Genomic DNA, 23,999 nt, shown 5'->3' with positions numbered 1-23,999 from the left:
AATTTCCATAAGGGTATCCACTGGCAATCATAGAAAGAGTTGGCTCTTGCGCCGAAGTTGCGTAAGAGCCAACTCTTTAATTAACGATCCGCCTCAAAAACTATCCGAAGTATTGCGTTTTCAAGCGCTATAGTTGGATTCAAAAAAACTGAATTAAACCAAAGTGAGAGACAGTGAAGTTAACTCGATTGTTTTTGGAGATTGTGTGGTTTCTGGATTCATCTGATACGCCACGCCCCGATACATCAGGGTAACGGCAGGAGGAGTTGCAATTTGCGGTTTGGATTGAGTGTAATAACTCACTCCACGATAGTTGGCGATGCTGGAAGGCTGGATTGCAGGTACGTTGGAAGGTTGATACTGGATGCCGCGATAGGATAAACTCATTTTTTTTTGGCAAAGGTTAAATTGATTTTTGATGAGCATAAATGAACTCAAGATTGCCCTTTCCCTATGCTCGTTAGAGTGCTTTTGAGATTTTTTTCTTATTCTCTTGTTTCCAAGAAGATAAGGAGAAGGGATGGACAAAAAGCTGGGGAGTAGGTTTCCTTGTTTCCTTCGGTTTAGCTCGTGAGTGGGAATACAACAAATCTAGCAACGCTTTTAAAGAGTGTCAACCCCAAAAAACTAGAAAATTAAAATTTATATTGTCATCAATTGCTTGTTTAAAGCAAATTAATAGAGAACACAACTAGGAACGAGAAGCCCATTTTTGCTACGTTTGCATCCTCGTTTACATCGAAATTCTCTAATATGTATCGGTTTAATAACTGTCGCATGGCTTGAAAATAAAGCAGTAGTTTGTTATGCAAATTTATTTTATTTCTGCCAAAGATAATTTGCAAGAATCTCCGAGACATTCAGGAGCAGATTCCCCCAACCCTCTTTTTAAGGGCTTAGTTTTCCCCATTTTCAAGAGCGAGGGGGATTTTAAGCAAAAATGCCACCCTTTGCATGCCGGTGGAGGGGGGGGAGGAGACTCCGCCTCGGGAGAGGTTGTCCGGGGAGCCTGAGAGCGAGTTAAGCTTGGGAAAGAGTTAAAAACTTGTTTGCATAAGTGCTTAACTGTTTCGTTATTAAAGAAAACTCGTATTAGATTCGGATTTTTAATTTTTGCCAAGGTGCATTTTTCAAGTTCTGGGGAGGAAAAGTGGACTTCGAGTTAGACTTGTGGGGTAAATCCGCCCGAGTTGTTGGTTGAGATGTCATAGTGAAATCCGGGCCATTGCAAGTCCGAGAGTTGCTGTAGACGATCGCTAGCCACCCCGAGGGTCCGTGCAATGGCTTGGAGGATGCTTGTTTTTCCTGCACCATGCATGGCAATCAGAACAATCAGATCCCTGGCTAAAGTTGTATCGGTATCGGTGAAATTGAATGAGATATCGCGAAATTTTTTGAAATGTTTTCAATGGAGGGATTGAACTTTCATAATAAAATAGCCGTGACAGTAACATTGGCGATCGCCGTTTAGGTGAGGGAATCAGACAGAGTGATGGGAAGATGCATGGACACTGAGGGAAAAGTGGTGGAGCGGATGGATCGGAACAAGGAGGAGGATGGAAGCGAGAAGCGATCGCGCCTCAACCGGAGAGGTAAAACGCTTACCTGAGCGGGATGTACTCTCGCCACAAGGGGGAAGAGAAATAGCAAATCGCGCTAACGCAAAGAGATTAAAAATTATTCGGATGAGAGCTGGATGGAAAAATGAGAGGAGTGATGCATGGGGAGGCAACACGGTAGGCGGTGAAAGCCGCCCTTAGTGGAGTTTTCCGTGCATATTAAACACAGATTATAGGCGATCGGGAGAGGCTCGTGAAATATTTTTTTCTAACAGAAGGCTGGACCGTAGGTCGAGTGTGGGGAGTAGAAGGACTGTGGAACGCGATCGCGTGGCGACGCGAACCCGCGATCGAGAGAATCAACCTGAGCATTGTGGAGCATGAAGAGATTTTGTGGCTTTATCGAGTTGAAGACGCGGTGATCATGGTAGAAGTCAAGCCCAAGGTTCCAGACGCCAGTGGAGCCTCAAGTATCGGGCAAGTGTTTCTCCGGCGGTTAATGAGTGCCGAGCAAGTGATCGAGAGATTAGCGGCGTCAGAAGCGATTTGCCAGATGAACAGTAGCAAAGGGACGAAATTCACCTAAATCGGCGTAGGGAGGGGGAAATCACCGGGGCGTGAAAGCCCATTCCCGGAGGCACTAGGGGGGATTTGGGAGTCCAGAGCGATCGCCGAGCGAGAACAGAAGCCGGAATAAGCTTGCATTCGACTCCATCAAACGTTACACTTCTTTAAATACTGTCTCATTTTTTGAGAACCGATGGTCTGAATGCCACTCCTGTCAAGCCCAGAGGCGATCGCCCCCGGGTTTCCAGGCAAGGCAAAGACCCTATAAAAGGCTCGAAAATAGCGTCCAAGTAGAAATCTCTAATAGAGGAGGAAGTGTAGTCGATGGGACTACCCTGGTACCGAGTACACACAGTCGTCCTGAATGACCCAGGGCGTCTGATTGCCGTACACTTGATGCACACTGCCTTAGTGGCAGGATGGGCTGGCTCGATGGCCCTATACGAACTCGCCGTTTTCGATCCAAGCGATCCGGTTCTGAACCCCATGTGGCGTCAGGGCATGTTCGTGTTGCCCTTTATGGCACGGCTAGGGGTGACGGATTCTTGGAGAGGTTGGAGCGTTACCGGCGGCACCGCCACCGACGTGGGCTTCTGGTCATTTGAAGGCGTAGCCACCGCTCATATCGTCCTGGCTGGTTTGCTGTTCCTAGCAGCCTGCTGGCACTGGGTTTACTGGGATTTGGAACTGTTCAACGATCCTCGCACTGGCGAACCAGCCTTAGACCTGCCAAAAATGTTTGGCATTCACCTGTTCTTATCCGGTTTGCTGTGCTTCGGGTTTGGAGCCTTTCACCTAACCGGGCTATTTGGTCCGGGCATGTGGATTTCCGACCCTTACGGATTAACCGGGCACGTACAACCGGTAGCGCCAGAATGGGGGCCAGACGGATTTAACCCCTTCAATCCCGGGGGAATCGTCGCGCACCACATTGCCGCCGGAATTGTGGGAATTATTGCCGGCATCTTCCACTTATCCGTGCGTCCGCCAGAACGGCTTTACCGAGCGCTGCGGATGGGGAACATCGAAACCGTACTTTCGAGCAGTATTGCTGCGGTATTTTTCGCGGCATTCGTCGTCGCGGGTACCATGTGGTACGGTTCGGCGGCGACCCCCATCGAACTGTTCGGTCCGACTCGCTATCAGTGGGATAGCGGTTACTTCCAACAAGAAATTAACCGCCGGGTGCAAGTCTCTATGGCGCAGGGCGCAAGCCAGTCCGAAGCCTGGTCGCAGATTCCCGAAAAGCTGGCGTTCTACGATTACGTGGGCAACAACCCCGCCAAAGGCGGTTTGTTCCGCGTCGGTCCGATGAACAAAGGCGATGGAATTGCCCAAGCGTGGTTGGGTCATCCCGTGTTTGAGGATGGTGAAGGTCGGGAACTGACCGTGCGTCGGATGCCCAACTTCTTTGAAACCTTCCCGGTGGTCTTAGTAGACTCCGAAGGCATCATTCGCGCCGACATTCCCTTCCGGCGCGCAGAATCGAAATACAGCTTCGAGCAAACTGGCGTGACGGTGAGCTTATACGGTGGAGACCTCGACGGTCAAACCTATAGCGACCCAGCAGTGGTCAAACAGTTTGCCCGGAAAGCCCAGTTAGGCGAACCGTTTGAATTCGATCGCGAGACCCTAGAATCCGACGGGGTGTTCCGCACCAGCACTCGCGGTTGGTTCACCTTCGGTCATGCCTGCTTTGCCCTGTTGTTCTTCTTCGGACATCTGTGGCACGGATCGCGTACCATCTTCCGGGATGTGTTCGCCGGGGTCGATCCGGATCTCGAAGAGCAAGTGGAGTTTGGCGTCTTCCAGAAAGTGGGTGATATCAGCACCCGGAAGCAAGAAGTTTAAACTCTGTGTAGCTCTCTAGCTATTTAGAAAGGTCTAACAACGATGCGCGTTGGTTTTGCTTGCCCCGTGCTGTTTGTTAGACCTTTTTTCTGTTGCCTGGTAGACTGGAAAAAACAGAATTATCAGGAAGTTCTCATATGGAAAGCATCGCTTACATCCTAGTTCTGACCTTGACCCTGGGTTTGCTGTTCTTTGCGATCGCATTTCGCGAACCGCCTCGGATTGGCAAATAACCCCTTCCGGCAAGTTATTCCATAGCCCCTGAGCCAATCTTATCTGTTCGGTCATGCTTTTGCGATTCGCCGGAGAGGATAAGAATGTTGGCTCAGAGTTTTGCCGTTGAATGGCAAATTTTTGCTTGCCTCTTGGCGACGAGGGGCGGAAAAACGAGGGGCAAAGCGCCAGGGGAAATTTTTCACCTGCATTGATAGCGCTTTGTCTTTGCAATTTTCCGCCCAAACGCCTTTTATCTGTGCCCAGAGGACGATTATTATGCGCTGTCCATTTTGCCAACATACAGAAAGTCGGGTTCTCGAATCGCGATCGGCCAGAGACGGTCAAAGCGTTCGGCGACGTCGAGAGTGCTTGAACTGCCAGCGTCGCTTTACCACCTACGAGCGGATCGAATACGTTCCCGTGACGGTGATCAAGCGCGACGGAGGACGAGAGTGCTTCGATCGCTCCAAATTGCTGCGCGGCATCGTTCGCGCCTGCGAAAAAACCGGGGTGGAAGCCGAACAAATCGAAGCGTTAGTGGATGAAATCGAAGCCTCGTTGCAGCAGCAGCGGGTGATGCGAGAAGTCTCGAGCAACCAAATCGGAGAATTGGTTCTGTGCCACCTGCAAACACTCAGTGAAGTGGCCTATATCCGATTTGCTTCGGTTTATCGCCAATTCCAAGGAATTCGCGATTTTGTCGAAACCCTAAACGATTTGCAAAACCGCAGCGAGGCGCAGATGGAGCGATTGACTCCCGAGATCGACGATCGCTCCTGCGATTCTTCTGCCACTTCATCCGAGACCCAAGCCCACGACGCTTCCTTATTTATTCATTAATCTTTCTGCGATTCTCGCGCCGCTTCCCTGGCAAACCGAGGCACAGGGAGCAAATTGAGCCTGCCTGGGTTCTCGCTTGCAGAAAAAATTCCCCTGGCAATCTGGTCAAGGAGGAGTTGGCAAGATATAATAGATGGTCTAGAATAAAAAATTTGGAATGCGATCGGCTAAACTAAAAGCAAGCTTCTTCGTCAACCGCCGTGCTATTAACACTGCTGTTCGTCGCCGAAGTTCAAAAAAAGGAGCCACTGACCGGGACCAATCAACCCCTTCACCTCTTGGGAAAGGTGGAAATTGTCCAAAAATCAGGGGGTCAGCACAGGATCCAAAGCCAGCGATCGCCATCCAACATTTCCTGAAAGCAAGGAGAATTTTCCTCCTTCCTTGGTAGGAAAAACGGGGAATTGCACCCCATACAAGTCAGGATAAACATACTTCTACAAAAGCTACAGAAAGTCTTTCCCACAGCAAGAGCAATTCGAGCAATCCGGCAAGACTTTCCCTGCGACATCAGCCGCAGTTCATCGAGTAGAATAAAAAAACGGTACGCGCGCCCAGCGCGAAACCTCGACATCCTGTCGAAAACGCCCTTCCCAGAACCAACTGGGTTGAGGAGATAACACCCCGCCATAAGGCAAGCGGCGGGTTGTGCCGGGGAATTCTCAGGCATCCACAGAGAAATTCAGGATCGAGCGCCTGACTCGCCTGAAGACGCTTCTGCCCCCAAGGCGGGAGAACGTCAACCGAGATTTTGAAGTCCTCGCCCTCGGGCGGAGTCCTGAAAATCTGCACTCAATTCATCGCCAAAACCCACAAAAATCAACACACGGAGACAAGTTCCAGGAAAATATACGCATGGTCAATCAGAACACAATCGCCAAAGATATTGGCTTTACTCACGAAGATTTCGCCGCCCTACTCGACAAGTATGACTATCATTTTAGCCCCGGCGATGTAGTGGCCGGCACAGTATTCAGTCTAGAGCCAAGGGGCGCTCTGATTGACATTGGTGCAAAAACAGCGGCATACATCCCCATTCAGGAAATGTCAATCAACCGGGTTGACGCCCCCGAAGAAGTCTTGCAATCCAACGAAACCCGGGAATTTTTCATCCTCACCGATGAAAATGAGGACGGGCAGCTTACCCTGAGCATCCGCCGCATCGAATACATGCGGGCATGGGAGCGGGTTCGGCAGTTGCAAGCGGAAGACGCTACGGTACGCTCGCAGGTGTTTGCAACCAATCGCGGGGGGGCACTGGTCCGGATTGAAGGCTTGCGCGGGTTCATTCCGGGGTCCCATATCAGCACCCGCAAACCGAAAGAAGAGCTGGTGGGAGAAGAACTGCCGCTGAAATTCCTGGAAGTGGACGAAGACCGCAATCGTCTAGTTCTGTCTCATCGGCGGGCCTTGGTGGAACGCAAGATGAACCGCCTGGAAGTCGGCGAAGTGGTGATCGGCACGGTGCGCGGCATCAAGCCCTATGGTGCCTTTATCGACATTGGGGGCGTCAGTGGATTGCTCCACATTTCGGAAATTTCCCACGATCACATCGATACACCCCACAGCGTCTTCAACGTGAACGACGAACTGAAGGTAATGATCATCGACCTGGATGCGGAACGCGGACGGATTTCTCTGTCTACCAAACAGCTCGAACCCGAACCCGGGGATATGGTCAAGAATCGCGATGCGGTGTACGATCGCGCCGAAGAAATGGCCGAAAAATTCCGGGAGCAGTTGCGCCTCAAAGAACAAGGCATTAGCCCGCAAGAGGCAGAACAGCAGGCAGCAGCAGCCGCCGCCCCCACCCCCGCCCCCACCCCCACCGAGGAGGAAGAACCTGCAGCGGTGGAACCCGAAGGCGAAGAACCAGTGAGCGAATCCGAAGAAAGTCAAGAAGACGCGGCACCGGTGACAGAATAAGTCTCGCCCAATTCGCAGATAAAGAGCTGTCGGCGATCGACGCCGAAAAGGTTCGGGGTGAGGAATTTTCCCTGGCGGGTGAAAAGGTAAAGGAGATTTGCTCTCCACACTTGCCACAACCGCCCAAGGGACAACCATTCCGGGGACAGACTCCCTCGAACTAACAAATGTCTGCCCGACAGCTTTTAGCGAGAGTGATGTAAGTGGAGAACAAGCCATTGGCAACCATTCAATGTGGCACGGTCAAGTTCGAGAATATCCAGGGGATTATTTTCGACAAAGACGGCACATTAGAAGACTCGGAAGATTTTTTGCGAATCTTAGGACAAAAGCGATCGCGGATAGTAGATGCGCGGATTCCCGGCACTGGAGACCCCCTGCTCATGGCATTCGGCATCCATGAAAACATTCTCGATCCCACTGGGTTATTAGCGGTGGGCAGCCGGGAAGAAAACCAAATTGCCACCGCCGCCTATATCGCCGAAACCGGTCGCGGATGGTTAGAATCCCTCAACATTGCTCGCGACGCATTTGCCGAAGCGGACGAACTGTTCGAACAAGATCCAACTCCATCCCCCTTGTTTGTGGGCTGTCTCGAAGCCATACAAGTTTTGGCTCGGGGGGATATCAAACTGGGCATCCTCTCAGCCGATCGCACCGAAAGAGTGCGAAAATTTGTCGAGCATTATCAGCTCGGCAAATACATTCAACTACAAATGGGAGTAGATTCTGGACCATCCAAACCAGACCCCTCCCTTTTTTTGCAAGCATGCCAAACCCTGGGTGTAAAACCAGGGGCCACCTTGATGGTGGGAGATTCGCCGGCAGATATGCAAATGGCAAAAAATGCCGGTGCGGCTGGATGCATTGGGATTAGCTGGCGTCCGGCTGGGGCAAGGCGTTTAGAAGGGGCGCAGGTGGCGATCGCCAGCCTGGATGAAATCCAAATTTTCCCCTAAGACTTGCCTGATGACCCAAAAGTCTATATGGTAAAAGGCACCGCAGAATTGTAACCGATCGTACATTTTAGGAGGACTTCATTTTGCCTCGTCGCTACCTATTCACATCTGAATCCGTTACCGAAGGACATCCCGACAAAGTCTGCGACCAGATTTCCGACACAATTCTGGACGCCCTGCTGGCTCAGGATCCGAAAAGCCGGGTCGCCGCTGAAGTGGTGGTCAACACCGGCTTAGTCTTAATTACCGGGGAAATCACCTCCCAAGCGCAAGTCAACTACGTAGACCTCGCCCGGGAAAAAATTGCCGAAATTGGCTACACCGACGCTGACAATGGCTTTTCTGCCAATAGCTGCTCCGTGCTGGTGGCCCTGGACGAACAGTCTGCAGATATCGCCCAAGGGGTGGACCAAGCGCAAGAAACCCGCACCAAACTCAGCGAAGAACAACTCGACGCGATCGGGGCGGGCGACCAAGGGTTGATGTTCGGTTTCGCCTGCAACGAAACCCCAGAACTGATGCCGATGCCCATTTCTCTGGCCCATCGCATGTCTCGCCGACTGGCTGCAGTTCGCAAAACCGGTCAATTGCCTTACCTGCGTCCCGATGGCAAAACTCAGGTGACGGTGGTTTATGAAGATGGCGTCCCGGTGGCGATCGATACGATTTTGATTTCCACCCAACATGACCCCAGCATTGGCGAACTGACCGATAACCAAGCCATCCAAGAGAAGATCCAAAAGGATCTGTGGTCAGCGGTGGTGGAACCTTGCTTCACCGATCTGCAGGTGAAGCCGGACGATCGCACCCACTACTTGGTCAACCCCACCGGCAAATTCGTCATCGGTGGCCCCCAAGGGGACTCCGGTCTCACGGGACGGAAAATTATCGTCGATACCTATGGCGGCTATTCTCGCCACGGTGGCGGTGCCTTCTCCGGTAAGGACCCCACGAAGGTAGACCGCAGCGCGGCTTATGCTGCTCGCTATGCGGCGAAAAATATTGTAGCCGCTGGTTTGGCCGATAAGTGCGAAGTGCAGCTCAGTTATGCCATTGGGGTGGCTCGCCCGGTGAGCATGATGGTGGAAACCTTCGGCACGGCGAAAGTGGACGAAGAGAAGTTAGAAGAATTAGTCAACGAGCATTTCGAACTGCGTCCGGCAGGAATCATCCAAGAGTTTAATTTGCGAGGTCTGCCCGGAGAACGCAACGGTCGCTTCTTCCAAGAAGTGGCGGCATACGGTCACTTGGGTCGCACCGACCTCGACTTGCCTTGGGAAGCCACGGATAAGGCTCAGTTGCTCAAAGATGCTGCGAGTTCTGCGGCGGCTACTGCTCCTGCGATCGGATAGGAAGATGGGCTTAATGCTTTTCCCATAAGGCGATGAGGCCGATAGTTTAAATCTTGTATATTGGCGGCAGCTTGAATGGCTGCCGCTTTCTTGTATAGCAATTACCTTTAGTGAGGTATATTTGAGTGCTAGGGGTGGTGCGTGACCCCTGGCGGGGATTGGGTGGCGGTTGCAGGGATTGAGGAGCGGGGGTCACGCACCCTACGGGGGGTCGGTTTGAGGAACGTTGGCCAGAGACGCGATCGCCTCCACCAAGCGAGCGGCGTCCAGGGGTTTGGGCAAGTGAACCTGAAAGCCGGCGGCTAGTGCTTCGCTCACATCCTCAAAGCGCGCGTAGGCGGTGAGGGCGATCGCCGGAATCGGATTTCCCTCTTCTCGCACAAAGCGGATCAAATCGTACCCATTTTCCAACGGCATCCCGATATCGCAAACCAGCACCATCGGATCGAAGCGCTCGAGTTCCGCTTTCGCCTCTGCGACCGACCCCACTGCCCGTACCTGCGCCCCATATTCTTCCAGCAAGAGAGCCAATAAATCCCGGGCATCGATTTCGTCATCCACCACCAATACCCGCAGGTTGACCAAGGGAAACTTATCTGCATCCTCACCTTCTCCCCCACTGGCAGAGGCTTCCTCCGGATCGCTCGATCCTTGATGCAGGGGCAACCAAACCGTAAACGTGGTTCCTGCTCCTTCCCCATCACTGGCTACCGAAATTCTGCCGCCGTGCATTTCCACCAACTGACGGGCGATCGCCAATCCCAGACCCAGCCCGCCAAAGGAACGAGTGGTGGAGGCATTCGCCTGACGAAAGCGATCGAACACGAAAGGCACAAACTCCGGATCGATCCCTTGCCCGCTATCGCGCACCTGAATTCGCGCCTCAGACTCCAGGCGATCGAGTCGCACCTCCACCCATCCGCCAGGGTCGGTAAACTTCACCGCATTGGATACCAAATTCCAGAACACTTGCTGCAAGCGATTCGGATCCCCCATCACCCAAGCTTCTTCCGGATCCAGTTCCACCCGCAACTCGATGTCCTTCGCTTGTGCGGCTAAACGGACCGTTTCGATCGCCGCCTCGATGGTGGGAATCAAGGACATTTCTCCGACACTGAGACGCATGCGCCCCTGAAGCAACCGCGAGGTATCCAGCAAATCCTCCACAAGCTGCGTTTGTAACTTTGCATTGCGCTCGATGCTCTCCAACGCCGCCGCCCGTTTGGCGTCACTGAGCTTGCGGGCGCGCATCATCGTCGCCCAACCCAAAATCGCATTCAGGGGCGATCGCAACTCGTGAGACAACACCGCCAAAAACTCATCCTTCATCCGGTTGGCATTTTCTGCCGCCTCCCGTGCTGCTTGTTCCCGTTGCAGCACCTCGAGCCGCTCTTGCTCCACCTGTTTGCGATCGCTGATATCATCCATCAACCCATCCACAAACACTTTCCCATTGCGGACCGCTTTCGTCTTGGTTAATTCCACCCACAACGAATTGCCATCCCCTCGGCATATCTCCACTTCTGTCTGCAGGAGATTATCTCTCTCGTGGCTTTCTATCTCCTCTAAAAACGAACCGATGGCGGAAGACCACTGCTGAGAAAGCAGCTCTTGTGCGGCGGACAAATCCTCCACCCCAAGTAAATTGAGAAACGCTTTATTGCCCTGCACCAGTTTTCCCGCCCGGGTGAGGCGAAACACCCCCACATTTAAACGATTCAGTAACGATTCCAATTCCGTTTGTAAGGTAGCCGCCCGCTGTTCGGCTTGGGTGCGTTCCCAAGCCGATCGCACCGCCGCCGACAAGCGGGAATAGTGCTTCGGCGACTTGACCACATAATCGTCCAACCCCTCTTTCATCGCCCGCACGGCAATTTCTTCATTACCGCTATTGGTAAACATCACCACCGGCATTTTCGGGTAGCGTGCTTTCACCGCTTGCAACACGTCAATTCCCGTACTCCAGCGCAGTTGATAGTCACTCACCACTAAATCGAACTGTCCTGCGTCGATGGCCGGTTCTAAGTGGGCGAGATCGAGAATTTCTTCAAACTGCACCGCCTTAAACTCGCGCTTCAGTTCGCGGACAATGAGAAAGCGATCGTCTGGGTTATCATCAACGAGCAGAATGCGTAAAACCATGTTAGAGAGAATTCAGTTGAGATTGCAGTTGAGCTTCAGGCCCGTGACACTCACTCAGGAACCGACCCCCATCCAATGGGACGAGCCGACGGTTTCTCGTTTGTTACTCTTCGATTTTAACCAAAGGTAGCGCATTTTTATGAGGCTGCGGGCAATTCTATCCAAAATCGGCTGCCTTGACCTAGCTCGGAGTCCACCCCGACTCGACCCCCGAGGCGATCGACGCCCTTGCGGACCAGGGCCAAACCGATGCCGGTGCCGGAATAGTTTTCCACCCCATGCAAGCGCTCGAACACGCGGAAGACGCGAGTTTGATTTTCTGGCGCGATGCCCATGCCATTATCTGCCACCCACAGGCGCACCCAGCCGTCTCGTTCCTCGGCCCAAATCCGCACTTCTGGCACCGGTTCTGGGGGGACAAATTTGAGGGCATTGGTGAGTAAATTGCCAATAATCTGGACTAAAGTGGGGTAGTGCCCCACCACCGAGGGGAGGGGTCGTCGCAGGTCAATTTGGGCATGGCGAGCGGCTTGTTTGGTTTCGATCCGCCGCAGGACTTCGGTGAGTACCGCGTCGAGTTCTACCGGTTCGCGGGGAAGTTCCGAGCGAGTGATGCGGCTGTAGTCGAGCAAATCGCCGATCATTTTTTCCAGGCGATCGGCAGAGTTGGCGATCCGGTGCATGTATTCGCGACCGCGATCGCCCACCTGTGCGGCGCAATCTTCCAGTAAAGCTTGGCTAAATCCCTGAATGCCGCGCAAGGGTTCTTGCAAGTCGTGGGAAGCGGAATAGGCGAAGGCTTTCAGTTCTTCATTCACCTCTTGCAACTCGGCGGTGCGCTCCTGCACTCGTTGCTCCAGGAGTTGGTTGAGCTGCTGCATGGCGTCGTCAGCTTGCTTGCGCGGGGTAATCTCTTCGAGCAAGCCTTCGATCGCAGTTTGATTGTTGATTTCGATGGTGGTGGCGCTCAGTTCTACCCAGATGCAGCTACCATCCGGGCGCTGGAGCTTGATTTGCCGTTTTTCTGTTTTCTCTTTAGCGGTTTGCGCTGGTAATTCTAGAGTTGGCGTAGCATATTCTCGGGCTTCTGGCAAGGAGCTGACGCCAAGCAAGTGCAAAAAAGTGGGGTTGCATTCGAGTAATTCGCCTTCGAGGGTGGCGCGAAATACCCCGACGTTCAAGCGTTCTAGCAAAAATTGCAATCGCACTTCCAAGGCTTCGGCTTTGCGCTCGGTTGCGGCGCGTTCTGTGGCGAGCTTTACCGCTCTCGGTAGGCGGATAAAGTGTTTGGGGGATTTGATGATGTAGTCGTCGAGACCGGATTTCATCGCCTCTACGGCAATTTCTTGGCTGCCGGTATTGGTAAACATGACCACCGGGCAAAAGCGATCGCGTTGTTTGATCTGTTGCAGGACTTCCATGCCGGTACTCCAGCGCAATTGGTAATCGGTAATCGCTACATCGAAATTCATTGCCTCGAGGGCTTGGGCGAGACCTTCGCGATCGATGACTTGTTCGATCTCGATTTGAGAAAACTCGCGCCGGAGTTCGCGAATAATCAACAGGCGATCGTCGGGATTATCATCGACCAGTAGGATGCGAAACACGGTTATCCTTCAACAATGGATGAGAGTGGCTAGTGGTCGATCGCCCATCCCGCAGGCAGGAAAATCCAGGGGTTTTGCGCCCAGATTTGCCATTGCGGTGGAACCTACGATCGCCGGGGCGGCAAAAAACCAGGTAAACGACATTTGCCCGTTATTTTAGTATTGGCTGCTGATTTAACGACAGCCAGTAATTATTCACGTCTCCTAACATGTTTTGTAAGGCTTTAAAATTGGGAGGTTTGATTAAATACGAGTTGATGCCAATGTCGTAAGCGACGTTGATATCGGCATTTTCTCGAGAAGCGGTGAGCACCACCACTGGCAGTCGTTTGAGGTTGGGTTGCTGGCGCAGCCATTCTAGCACTTCGAGACCGGATTTGCGCGGAAGTTTTAAATCGAGCAGCATCAGCAGGGGCAGGGGGTAGGTATCGCGATCGCCATATTCCCCTTGCCCCTGCAAGTAGGCGATCGCTTCTTCCCCATCTTTGACGATATGAATGGGGTTAATGGCATTAATTTTGCGAAAGGCACGTCGAATCAACAAGATGTCGTTGGCGTCGTCTTCGACGAGCAAAATCGTATAGTTGCTTTGGTTTAACATGATGAGTCCTCTGTGGTCGGGAGTGGGAGAAGCGGGAAAATCGGAAATGCAACTTTGGGTAGGAGGGATGAAATGGACTGATTTTGTACAGATGCTATTTTAAAGCCTCTCTATCTCTTAGGGTAGCACTACAGTGGGACTCGAGCGATCGCCAATTGAGTTTATTCGACAGACTGCGCGCTTTTCTCCCCCGCCTCGGGCAGTTCTATCCAAAATCGGCTGCCCTCGCCCAGTTGGGAGTCCACCCCGTAGCGACCTCCGAGACGCTCCATACCTTTGCGGACGATCGCCAAGCCAATGCCGGTGCCGGCATAGATTTCCACACCATGCAGGCGTTCGAAGACCTGAAAAATCCGGCGTTGGTGCTCTGGGGCGATGCCGATGCCGTTGTCGGCAATCCACAGGCGGATCCAACCGTCGCGATTTTCTGCCCAGATTTGCACCTGCGCGGTGGTTCCGGGGGGCTGGAAAATCATTGCATTTCTCACGAGATTTGTCAATACTTGTACGAGAATGCTGCGATGACCGCGCAGGGTGGGCAGGGGGTGTTTCACCTGGATCTGCGCCTGTCGCTCCTGTACCTCACTTTCAAGCAGGGAGCAGATTTCTGTGAGAACTAACTCCAAGTCTACCCGTTGCAGTTCGATGTCGGCGCGGCTCAATCGGCTGTATGTGAGTAAATCCTCAATCAAACCTTCCATGCGCTCTGCTGCATTAACAATGCGTTCGGCGTATTGGAGTCCGAGTTCATCGAAGCAATTGCCGTAGTCTTCGAGCAACGCTTGGGCAAACCCCTGCATCGCCCGCAGGGGAGCGCGCAAATCGTGAGAAACGGAGTAGGAAAAGGCTTTGAGTTCTTCGTTGACCTCTTCGAGTTCGGCGGTGCGCTCTTGCACGCGCTGTTCTAGGGTGGCGTTCAGTTCGCGCACTTGGGCTTCGGCTTGGAAGCGATCGCTGATATCGAGGACGATAACCACGGCGGCGATGATGGTGTCGTCGCGATCGCGAATCGGTGCTGCATTTGCCTGAATTATCCCATAACTGCCGTCCTGGCGCAAAAATTGAATTTCTTGTCCGCGCACGATTTCTCCGTGGTATAATGCCCGCGCTAGGGGCCATTCTTCTTGCGCTAAGGGTTCGCCGTTGAGGTGAAATCCGGCATACTCGCTATATAAGGAAACGAACTGGGAAGGATGACCCAAAATCTGCCCCACTTGGTGATTGGCGAGAATGGGTTTGCCCGAGGGGGCGGCGGCAATTCCTACCCCTGCCGGCATTTGCTGCAGTACCGCTTCAAAGAGCGATCGCTCTTTGTCTAATTCGGCGAACAGTCTTTCCCGTTCTGCTTCGGCATTTTGCCGCTCGATCGCCGTCGCCAGCAGGTTGCTGACCGCTTGTAGGAAGTTGGCATCTTCTGGGGTGAAGCGGTGTTTTTCCCGGGTATGTGCGCCCAATACGCCAAACAGGCGGGTGCGATCGGGAATCACCACACTGATGCCGCTGACGATTTGGCGATCGAGCAGCAGAGACGGCCCTGTAAACCGGGTTTCGGCGTTCAGGTCTTCTACAATCACCGGTTCGCGGACGCCCAGAGTATAGCTGGCTTGGGAATTTTCCGTCGCATCTACGGTGGCGCGACCGATTTCGTCAGCGTCCCAGCCTACCCCAGAACGCAACAGCAAGAGATTTTCCTCGGGCAGCAGTTGCAGTATTTTAGCATACTCTACATCCAGATTTTCGGCCACGATCGCGGTCATTTCATCAAATAAGCTGTCCAGATTTCGAGTGGAAAGGGCAATCTGACCCAACTGAGCGATCGCTGCTTGTTGTTTCGCCCGCTTCGCCAGTTCTTGTTGCTTAGCAATACTCTCGCTGATGTCTACCGTCACCGCCAAAATTTGATAAATTTCCCCCGCTTCGTTCAACATCGGCACGTATTTGGCAATAATCGAAAATGGCTGAACTCCGGGCAAAGTAATGGTAGCATTTACCGTCTGGGTGCTGCGGGTTTCTACCGCTTTTTTCAGGGTAGGTAAATAGCTTTGGGTAACCTCTGGCGGCCAGATTTCTTCGTCTCGCCGCCCGATGAGTTCTTCTGCTGATTGGCCGCTATATTTTTCCCCGGCTGCATTCACAAACTGAAATCGTCTTTCGGCATCGTAAATCACGAAGACATCGGGAATATTATCCAATGCGGTGCGAAATTTTATTTCGCTTTTTTGCAAAGCTTTTTGGGCTTTTTTGCGCTGGGTAATGTCAACAATTATCGAGCGACTGCTCAGATAATTTCCTTCGGCATCTTTTATGGCTGTGGCGCTTAACTGCACCGGAAAGGTCGTGCCATCTTTGCGAACCATTTCAAATCCTAGCCCTTTAACAGCTCCTTGCTGTTTAAACCGCTGGAAGTTTTTATAAAAAATTTCCTGACTTTCCGAGGTAATTACGTCAGTAAATTTGCGTTTGCCCACAATTTCTTCCCGCTGATATCCCAACCACTGGAGTTCGGTATCGTTGATGCGGGTGAAGGTGCCGTTTTTATCTAAAGAATGGTAGCCGCAAGGAGCGTTTTGATACAAATCGTTTAACTCTTCGGCTAAGGCGGTGATTTTTTGTTCGGCATGTTTGCGCTGGGTCACATCGTTTGCCATCGAAATAACCAACCGTCTGCCATCGGGTAGGGAACCCAATGGGGCGGAAGAAAAGCTCCAAATTCGCTGGGTTCCCCGGTTGGTTTGGATGATAAATTCGCCTTCATCTACCCGGCGATCGAGTTCGTACAATTTTTCGATCTTTTCTCGAACCACAGCTTTGCGGTTGCCATAGGCGCGATCGGTCCATTCTTCCACCGTGGGAATCTGTTCGGGACGGTACCCGGTTAGTTCGGTCCAGGTTTGATTCATGTAGAGGTTTTCGCCATCTTCGGCATGAACGATCGCCGGAAAGGGAGCTTGATTGAAGAAGCGGCGAAATCGTTCTTCGCTATTTTTTAGCGCTTGTTTGTCTTGCTTGGATTCGATCGCAATGCCGGCGAGATGAATCGAGCGTTGGATGAGTTCCCAATCGGCGGCACTGGGACTTTTTGGGGTACGATAGTACAGAGCAACGGTGCCGATCGCTTGGTTTTGGCTGGACATAATCGGCACCGACCAACAGGCGCGCAGTCCGCATTGCAAGGCGGCATCTTTATACCGTTCCCAGCGCGGATCGGTGGCGATATCGCAGGCGATCGTCGGTTCGCCGCGATAGGCAGCACTCCCGCAGCTTCCCGCATTCGGCCCGATTTTCACCCCGTTGGGCGTCACGGCTTTAAACTCGGCTGGCAAACTAGGAGCGGCGATATAATGCAAGGTTGTGCGAGTGGAATCGAGCTGCAAAATCGCACAAATGGCGTCTTCGGCGTGAGATTCGATCGAGAGGGTGAGTTGGTGGAGAATCTCCGGGAGGGGTACATCCTGGGCGATCGCCTCTAAAATCCGATTTTGCCCCAGCAACAGAGCTTCCGCCCGTTCGCGCACGTGGATTTCCCGACGCAGAGACTGGTTGACGGTGGCTAACTCGGCGGTTCGTTCTCGCACGCGATTGTCTAAGTCGGCGGCGAGATGCTCGAGGGCGGTTTCGGCTTGTTTGCGCTGGGTGATATCTCGTCCTTCTGGAATCAGCAATATCACTTCCCCGGTGTTGTCGGCGATCGGTTTGAGGGAAAAATCAATCGGAGTGAGGGTGTTTCCCGCGCCGCGCACTTCTACTTCGTAGCGCAAGAATTCGCCGGCTGCAGCGCGGGCGATCGCTTGTTTTAATTGCTCCTGAGTTTCTGGAGAACCGGTCCACCACCGCGCCTCCCAAAAGGGTTTCCCGATAACCTCTCCCGCCTTTATCCCGCCAAAGTCCAAGGCGGTTTGATTCGCTTCGAGGACAATTCCCTCGGGAGTCAGCAGTCCGATAAATTGATAGGTTTGGTGGAAAATAGCGCTAAATTGCCTCTGACTTTCTGCCAGTGCTTTGATACCTTGCACTCGTCGCAGGTCGATCGCATCGAGAATGCGGGCCACATGCCAAATGATGCCGGCAAATACCACGGCATTTAACACGCTCAATACGGCGATCGCAAAAGCCATTTTCTCGCTATTGCGGTACAAGGCGATAATCAATCCCCCCAATATCGACGGGATGAGAATGGCCCAGGGTAACAGTCGCCTCAACATGATGCCCCCGGCATTTTCGCCGATGACGCGCTGCATCCACCCGCGATCGGGTGCGTTCAACCATACCCCGAGGGACAGCAGCATAAAGGCGATCGCGGTATGAATCGCCATGCCGGTGTAAGACCCAACGCTGTAGAATAAGGTAATGTGGTAAACATGCCCCAGCAATGCAGTAAAGGCAATGAAAAACGTCCCGGTTGCCAAACCCTGCGCCCATCGGTCTCGTCTTCGGCGCGCCAGGAACAATGCCAAACCAATGCCGATAAAGTTTATCGCCGTATTGGGAGCCATGCGCCCCTCGGCTAAGGCATCTACTGCATGGGGACTGTCTTCAAACAGCAGTTCGTCAATACCCAAATTGACCCCAAAGCCATACTCGATGCTGGTGAGTACCCCCAACAGAACGATCGCGGCGATCGCGCTATAATTGAACCGCTGGAAACTCTTTCCCCGGCGACCCTGGGGCGCGTCTCTCCCGGACAACCACAGGGAAATTCCGCCCAACAATAGCCCCAAGGCGGTGTTGCCTTTCATCGTCACCACGCCTGGGAGCAAGCTTTTGAGCCATTCTATCTCGAATATCCACCCCAGCAAGACGGCAATACTTATCGCGATCGCCGCCATGCCAAAAAGCTGTCCGAGACGTTGAAATCGTCGCACCAGTTTGGTGGATTTGGGAATGGGTGGGGGTTGAGTTAAATCAGTCATGGCATACGCTAATTTCAGGAAAACCCAGATTCACGCAACAGAATCATCCTTGTCACCTATGCTCCTCATAGTAGCGAGTCGATGGCAAGTTGAGTTTAGATCCGGTTGGGAATCAAGAAAGTTTTAATAATTTCTTACCAATCGTTTAAAATAAAAAGTCGGTTTAATTTTCCAACTCTACTCAATGGATGGATCTGGGGTAACAAAAGCCGGGAACCAATAGAGCCAAGTTTATGGTATTTTGGACAAGCTTTGTTCTATCTTATCATTTTTCCCCTACCGATGGGATGGGGGTCTGAGGTAGCGATCGCAGGGGATAAAAAACCGGGATAATAGAAAAGACGCGCCGGGGCGCGTCTCGATATCTAGAACCCACTGAGAAACTTAGCACAAATCGGCTAAATTGGCGATTAGTAGCGAACTTCCAAGGTCACGGAGGCGGATATCTGCTGTTCGCCGCCGATAACGGGGGTGGCGCGGTCCAAACCTGCAACTTCGCTTCGCAGGAAGGGTTCCGGGGTGGGCGTCGCCGCATTCACCTGAATTCTAACGATTTCCTGGCGGGAGAGATTCAGGGAGTCGAGGACCGTATCTGCTTGGGTGAGGGCGTCATCGGTGGCGGCACGAATGGCTTGCTGGCGGGGGGCGGCAATGGCTGCATCTGTGGCAACGAAGGAAATGCCATCAATCCTGGTTGCGCCTGCATTTACGGCGTTATCGAGCAGCGCGCCGGCGTCTTCGGTGGGCAGGCGAAAGCTGACCAGATTCGAGGCAGAATAGCCGGTGATGACGCGGCGATCGCCCTGGCGAGAATAGAGGGGGTTGAGGCGGATGCCGGTGGTTTCGAGTTGGTCTACGTTGCGCGAGCGCAACAGTTCTACCACCGCCTGCGATCGGCGGGCGGCGTCTTGCTGGGCGTCGGCGGCAGTTTTGCCTTGCACTTCTACCCCCAAGCGCACCTGGGCCAACCGGGTGGGAACGTTCACCACTCCCTGACCGGTAACGGTTAAGGTATTGAGGCGCTGTTCCTGCGCCACCACGGGATGCACCCCGGTGAGGCTCACCACCCCCAAGGCTAAGGATAAGGCGGTAAGTTGACTCCAGAGATTGACCCGAGGGCGAGATGGTAGAATTCGATTCATAGCTATAATTGTGGTGACAAAAGTTAGGGTTGGGTCGGTTGACACAGCGGTAAAATTGAGCGCAGATGGGTTACAATGCTCGGCAATCTGGCCGGCTTTCTGGCAGCAGGGCGATCGCATCCGTTACTTTTCGGGGGCGACCAGATTGTGCCCGTGCTGTTTCCGGTTGCCCCATCTGATTTTCTTTGCTTAAAAAGATGACTACACTACAGCCTCCTCTCGATCCGCTGAGTAGCATGAGCGACGATCGCCTGCGCGAGTATTTGGCCCAACCGCAAATCCGAGAAACTCTGGGGCAGCAGTTGGCGTGCATTCAGCGCGAAAGCGATGCCCTGCGGGTGGTGAAATTGGCCTTAGAGGTGGATTTGACTTGGGGGGCGAGGGCGATCGCTTCCCTGAAACCGATGTTTGTGCGCTCTAGTTTGGGGCTGATTTTGCGCTTGGGGGTGGCGCAATGCGTGAAAAATCGGCTGTTCGGGTTGACGCGATCGGATGGGGCGATTCGGTATTTGATGCAGCAGGTGCGCGAAAGCGACCCCACGGTGTGCGCCTCGGCGGTACGGGCGATCGCCCAGATTGGCTCTGATGCTGCAGTAGAGTCGTTGCAGCGCTTGTTGGAAGGGGCGGATGACCCCTTGCAGGCATGGGCGGCGTGGGGATTGGGGCAAATTGACACGGCGGCGGCGGTGTTCCAGTTGCAAGAATCCCTACATCATTCTAAGTCTCGGGTGCGGGAATGGGCGATTTGGGCGCTGGGACAACAGCGATCGGCGGCTGCATTTTCCGCATTGCAGGAAGGATTGCAGCATCCGGATGCTGAGGTGCGCTGGCGGGCGGTGGCAGGAGTGGGAGAGTGGGGAAAAGACGGACGTTGTGCGAGTGAGTTGGGGGAGGATTGGCCACAACGCTGGTCGGCGGCGATTGAGAACTTGGTGAGAATGCTGACGGATGAGGAGGATTTCGTCCGCGAAAAAGCCGCTCGCGCCCTGGGAAAGCTGAAGGCATCGGCGGCGGTGCCGGCGCTGATCCCCTGTCTGGACGATCGCGATGTTTACGTGACGGTCAGGGCATGTGAGGCACTGGGGCAAATTGCCGACGATCGCGCATTGGCTGGATTGGCACAAGCCCTCGCCCATCAAAATGCAGATATTCGCAGTGCAGCGGTGCGGGTGGTGGGCGACATGGGCAGCGATCGCGCGGTGGTTCTGGCGTTACGAGGCTTGCAGGATAGCGATCGCTTCGTGCGCGCCCGGGCGGCGGAAGCCTTGGGTAAAATCGGCAGCCAGCGGGCAGTGCGGGGATTGTTACAGGCTCTCTGCGATGGGGAGTCTTACGTGCGCTGGCGAGCTGTGTCCGCGTTGGGACATATCGGCAGCGATCGGGCAGTGAGGGCGTTAGGTGAGGCGATCGCCGATTCAAATCTGTCCGTGTGCCAACAAGCGATTCATGCCTTGCGTCATATCGGCTCTCACCTCGCCGTCGATACCCTCGAAACCGCGATCGCTGCCACCGAAAGCCCCGAAATTCGCGCTATAGCTCAAAATGCTTTAAATCAAATTTTAAATTCTGCCGCAAAAACTCCATTATTTCACAATAGCACACAATCGGAAAACAAACACCCCCAATTGCCAAAACTTTATATTACTTCATTTTCCCAAGCCCGGGACTATCTGCGAGACAACCTAAAAACGCGATCGATTCGCGGGGTAATTTCAATTGGCAGTGCCACGGTTTCTCCGCCCCCGGGATTTGCCGCAGTTCCCCAGCGATTGCGGTTGAAATTCGACGATATCGACACGCCCTATGATGACCCGGATCGTCATTTGGCCAGCGCTGAAGATATCCGCAAAATTCTCGCCTTTTCTGAAGAAATCCACCCCAGCAAAGGGACGTTGCTCGTCCACTGTCAAGCGGGAATTAGTCGCTCTTGTGCAGTGGCGTTTGTCCTTTGTGCCGCGTTACTCGACCCGGGAAAAGAACCAGATGCCCTCGATTATGTGTTGCAAGCTCGACCCCAAGCTAAACCGAATCGATGGATTGTAGAATTGGCCGATGAAATTCTATCTCGCAATGGCAAATTGATTGAAACTCTAGAGGCGATCGGCACGCGCAACGTTCGCTTTTAGGCTAAGATAGCCTCATACTCCCCGTAGGGCGATCGCCACCCACCAATTGACTGATTTACAACAATTTTCTGGGAAATTGCTAATTTAAAATGGTAACGTGGGTAGGCTCACCCTCCCACCCTACTCTCTCCCAGACAACAGCGCACAATTCGAGAAAAAACCAGGGATTGACAATCAGCCATCAGCCATGAAAAGACGCAATCTGTTAAAGTATTTAAGCCTGAGTGCAGCTACGGTGGGATTGAGCAAAGTTGCCCATGCCAAACCACCAGAAAAGTACAATGTTTTGTTTTTGGCTATAGACGATTTGCGACCGCAAATTCAAAGCTATGGTGAAAGTCAGATGCTGACACCAACCTTGGATAAATTAGCAGAACAAGGGGTGTTGTTCGAGCGTGCCTATTGCCAAGTGCCGGTGTGCGGAGCCTCCAGATTAAGCATTCTCACCGGGGCGAGACCGAATAAAATTCCCGGCGAACCGATAGGGCGATTTTGGACTTACAATTCCCGATTAGATAAAGAGATCGTTAATTGGCTGGGTCACTTGGAACCGGCGGGCATCAACCGTCCGAAAACAGCCGAGGGAAAACCCGCGCCGACTCTCCCGATGTTGTTTAAACAAAACGGATACAATACCCAGTCTGTGGGAAAAATTTATCATGTGATGGAAGATGATATCGATGCCTGGAATTATGGGATGACGCGGTTTAAAGACATTCGGGTTTATAATATTCCTGGAAACGAAGGGAATGCGTATGAAATTGGGGAAAACCAGCCGGATAATGCTTATCCGGATGGGGTGACTACGGATTTGGCGATCGCCGCCCTGCGAAATTTAAAAGAACAGCAAAATCCCTTCTTTTTAGCTGTGGGATTTGTTAAGCCGCATTTGCCCTTCAACTGTCCAAAAAAATACTGGGATATGTACGATCGCCGTGACATCGAACTGGCACAAAATCCTTTCGCCCCCACCGATGCACCCCCGGAGTCTTTACACTTTTGGGGAGAATTGAGAAGCTATCGCAATCTCGTATTTGCAGATGAAACGCGATCGCGGTTAGATGAAGAATACGCGCGCACCCTGATTCATGGCTACTATGCTTGTACCACCTTTGTCGATGCCAGTATCGGCTACATTTTGGACGAATTAGAGAACTTGGGACTGGGAGACAATACCATTGTGGTGGTGTGGGGAGATCATGGGTTTTTGTTGGGAGAACATAATTTATGGACTAAGCATACAAACTATGAAGTTGCTTTGCGAGTGCCGTTAATTATCGATGCGCCGGGAAAAGCAAAGAATGCAAAAACCGCCGCATTAGTGGAATTGGTAGATGTTTATCCGACTCTTTGCGAACTGGTGGGCATTGAAAAACCCGAACATTTGCAAGGTACCAGTTTAGTGCCGCTTTTAAATAATCCCCAGCGACGTTGGAAAGGTGCGGCGTTCAGTCGATACAAATATGGAGACACAATTCTGACCGATCGCTATAGCTACACGGAATACATCGATGTAGAAGATAATTTGGTGTCGCGAATGCTCTACGATCGCCACCGCGATCCGTTAGAAAATCGCAATATTGCCAATTTGCCCGAAAATGCGGCCCTGGTAGAAACCTTGAGTCAATTACTCGCTAGTGGGTGGGAAAGGGTGGTATTTGGCAAAAGCAATTTTCCCCTGCCCCTCGATGTTTTGCCCGATGGCACGATCGTGATTCCCAAATCGAACGATAGTGGCAAATCCAAGGGGGAATCTGCCACTGCTTTACCCTTGAGTTTAAAAGCGAAACAAATCGAAATGTTAGATAAGCAAGCAACCCTTTCTATTGGCCCGGAAAAACAGCTTGCGTTCCAGCTTGACAGTGGCGATCGCTTCCAAATGGCGCGTTTGTGGTTTGTGGCAAAACATGACCCCACCTCACAGGCGATCGCCTTGGAGACCATCTCAATTCAACCGCCCGCTTGGCGATGGAACTCCCCTAAATCCGGCGACTACTTTTACCAACTGCAGCTCAAAAAAAGTAATGCAAATTACATCGTTAAAACCGGATCGGTGAAAATTCTCTAAGGGTGGGGAACTACTGCTGGAATCGATGGGTTATTCCAGCCAAAGGGATTGGCAGGAGTTATTGCGATCGCGGCTAATTTTGAGCCATGTGTTTCCCCGGCGTTAATGGTTGAAAAAGTATGAGTCATTGCAC

Annotated in this window: 16 protein-coding genes; 9 read left to right on the top strand and 7 right to left on the bottom strand. The window is 52.6% G+C overall.

Annotated elements, in window-relative coordinates; genetic code table 11:
• Nucleotides 1–153: 153 nt before the first annotated feature.
• Nucleotides 154–387 (bottom strand): DUF4278 domain-containing protein, encoded by a 234-nt coding sequence (locus tag AC0QH1_RS27030; RefSeq protein WP_324634564.1) that lies wholly within the window; start codon nt 385–387, stop codon nt 154–156.
• A gap of 1,425 nt (nt 388–1,812) precedes the next feature.
• Between AC0QH1_RS27030 and AC0QH1_RS27025 the strand changes: the two genes are divergently transcribed.
• The 7 genes from AC0QH1_RS27025 to metK all read left to right on the top strand — a co-directional run bounded on the left by AC0QH1_RS27025 (nt 1,813) and on the right by metK (nt 9,270).
• Nucleotides 1,813–2,145: a hypothetical protein gene (locus AC0QH1_RS27025; RefSeq protein WP_324634563.1), complete on the top strand. Its 333-nt coding sequence runs from the start codon at nt 1,813–1,815 to the stop codon at nt 2,143–2,145.
• A 305-nt stretch (nt 2,146–2,450) separates the two neighbouring features.
• A complete protein-coding gene (gene psbB / locus AC0QH1_RS27020; RefSeq protein ID WP_324634562.1) occupies nt 2,451–3,977 on the top strand; it encodes a photosystem II chlorophyll-binding protein CP47 in 1,527 nt (508 codons plus the stop codon).
• 137 nt (nt 3,978–4,114) lie between these two features.
• Complete coding sequence (locus tag AC0QH1_RS27015; protein WP_324634561.1) at nt 4,115–4,210, top strand: photosystem II reaction center protein T; 96 nt, start codon at nt 4,115–4,117, stop codon at nt 4,208–4,210.
• A gap of 259 nt (nt 4,211–4,469) precedes the next feature.
• A complete protein-coding gene (gene nrdR / locus AC0QH1_RS27010; RefSeq protein WP_324634576.1) occupies nt 4,470–5,033 on the top strand; it encodes a transcriptional regulator NrdR in 564 nt (187 codons plus the stop codon).
• Between the two features lie 855 nt (nt 5,034–5,888).
• Nucleotides 5,889–6,959 (top strand): 30S ribosomal protein S1, encoded by a 1,071-nt coding sequence (locus AC0QH1_RS27005; RefSeq protein WP_324634560.1) that lies wholly within the window; start codon nt 5,889–5,891, stop codon nt 6,957–6,959.
• 218 nt (nt 6,960–7,177) lie between these two features.
• On the top strand, nt 7,178–7,918 hold the full coding sequence (locus tag AC0QH1_RS27000; RefSeq protein ID WP_324634559.1) for an HAD family hydrolase: 741 nt from the start codon (nt 7,178–7,180) through the stop codon (nt 7,916–7,918).
• Nucleotides 7,919–8,001: 83 nt separating this feature from the next.
• Entirely contained in the window at nt 8,002–9,270 is a 1,269-nt protein-coding gene (gene metK, locus AC0QH1_RS26995) for a methionine adenosyltransferase (RefSeq protein ID WP_324634558.1), read from the top strand.
• Between the two features lie 201 nt (nt 9,271–9,471).
• Here metK and AC0QH1_RS26990 read toward each other — a convergent pair whose 3' ends face one another.
• From AC0QH1_RS26990 to AC0QH1_RS26970, 5 genes are all read right to left on the bottom strand, one after another.
• On the bottom strand, nt 9,472–11,412 hold the full coding sequence (locus AC0QH1_RS26990; protein ID WP_324634557.1) for an ATP-binding response regulator: 1,941 nt from the start codon (nt 11,410–11,412) through the stop codon (nt 9,472–9,474).
• Between the two features lie 137 nt (nt 11,413–11,549).
• Nucleotides 11,550–13,019: a sensor histidine kinase gene (locus tag AC0QH1_RS26985; protein ID WP_324634556.1), complete on the bottom strand. Its 1,470-nt coding sequence runs from the start codon at nt 13,017–13,019 to the stop codon at nt 11,550–11,552.
• Between the two features lie 151 nt (nt 13,020–13,170).
• Nucleotides 13,171–13,620, bottom strand: coding sequence for a response regulator (locus AC0QH1_RS26980; protein WP_324634555.1), 450 nt, complete (start codon nt 13,618–13,620; stop codon nt 13,171–13,173).
• A 161-nt stretch (nt 13,621–13,781) separates the two neighbouring features.
• Nucleotides 13,782–18,530, bottom strand: coding sequence for a PAS domain S-box protein (locus tag AC0QH1_RS26975; protein ID WP_324634554.1), 4,749 nt, complete (start codon nt 18,528–18,530; stop codon nt 13,782–13,784).
• 410 nt (nt 18,531–18,940) lie between these two features.
• Entirely contained in the window at nt 18,941–19,672 is a 732-nt protein-coding gene (locus AC0QH1_RS26970; RefSeq protein ID WP_324634553.1) for an SIMPL domain-containing protein, read from the bottom strand.
• Between the two features lie 197 nt (nt 19,673–19,869).
• Between AC0QH1_RS26970 and AC0QH1_RS26965 the strand changes: the two genes are divergently transcribed.
• Both AC0QH1_RS26965 and AC0QH1_RS26960 read left to right on the top strand, forming a co-directional pair.
• Nucleotides 19,870–21,798 (top strand): HEAT repeat domain-containing protein, encoded by a 1,929-nt coding sequence (locus AC0QH1_RS26965; protein WP_324634552.1) that lies wholly within the window; start codon nt 19,870–19,872, stop codon nt 21,796–21,798.
• Nucleotides 21,799–21,985: 187 nt separating this feature from the next.
• On the top strand, nt 21,986–23,866 hold the full coding sequence (locus AC0QH1_RS26960; protein WP_324634551.1) for a sulfatase: 1,881 nt from the start codon (nt 21,986–21,988) through the stop codon (nt 23,864–23,866).
• On the opposite strand, the gene AC0QH1_RS26955 is transcribed toward AC0QH1_RS26960, so the two are convergent.
• On the bottom strand, nt 23,863–23,994 hold the full coding sequence (locus AC0QH1_RS26955; protein WP_324634550.1) for a hypothetical protein: 132 nt from the start codon (nt 23,992–23,994) through the stop codon (nt 23,863–23,865). The genes AC0QH1_RS26960 and AC0QH1_RS26955 overlap by 4 nt on opposite strands.
• Between the last annotated feature and the right edge of the window lie 5 nt (nt 23,995–23,999).

The organism is Phormidium sp. CCY1219 (assembly GCF_055795085.1).
This window is presented reverse-complemented; position numbering and strand designations above follow the sequence as displayed.

What these genes read in the sequence shown, in the direction of transcription:
- AC0QH1_RS27030 (WP_324634564.1), bottom strand. Translation starts at nt 387, where the DNA reads ATGAGTTTATCCTATCGCGGCATCCAGTATCAACCTTCCAACGTACCT.
- AC0QH1_RS27005 (WP_324634560.1), top strand. Translation starts at nt 5,889, where the DNA reads ATGGTCAATCAGAACACAATCGCCAAAGATATTGGCTTTACTCACGAA.
- AC0QH1_RS26990 (WP_324634557.1), bottom strand. Translation starts at nt 11,412, where the DNA reads ATGGTTTTACGCATTCTGCTCGTTGATGATAACCCAGACGATCGCTTT.
- AC0QH1_RS26960 (WP_324634551.1), top strand. Translation starts at nt 21,986, where the DNA reads ATGAAAAGACGCAATCTGTTAAAGTATTTAAGCCTGAGTGCAGCTACG.
- AC0QH1_RS26975 (WP_324634554.1), bottom strand. Translation starts at nt 18,530, where the DNA reads ATGACTGATTTAACTCAACCCCCACCCATTCCCAAATCCACCAAACTG.
- AC0QH1_RS27015 (WP_324634561.1), top strand. Translation starts at nt 4,115, where the DNA reads ATGGAAAGCATCGCTTACATCCTAGTTCTGACCTTGACCCTGGGTTTG.
- psbB (WP_324634562.1), top strand. Translation starts at nt 2,451, where the DNA reads ATGGGACTACCCTGGTACCGAGTACACACAGTCGTCCTGAATGACCCA.
- AC0QH1_RS26970 (WP_324634553.1), bottom strand. Translation starts at nt 19,672, where the DNA reads ATGAATCGAATTCTACCATCTCGCCCTCGGGTCAATCTCTGGAGTCAA.
- nrdR (WP_324634576.1), top strand. Translation starts at nt 4,470, where the DNA reads ATGCGCTGTCCATTTTGCCAACATACAGAAAGTCGGGTTCTCGAATCG.
- AC0QH1_RS26955 (WP_324634550.1), bottom strand. Translation starts at nt 23,994, where the DNA reads ATGACTCATACTTTTTCAACCATTAACGCCGGGGAAACACATGGCTCA.
- AC0QH1_RS26965 (WP_324634552.1), top strand. Translation starts at nt 19,870, where the DNA reads ATGACTACACTACAGCCTCCTCTCGATCCGCTGAGTAGCATGAGCGAC.
- AC0QH1_RS26980 (WP_324634555.1), bottom strand. Translation starts at nt 13,620, where the DNA reads ATGTTAAACCAAAGCAACTATACGATTTTGCTCGTCGAAGACGACGCC.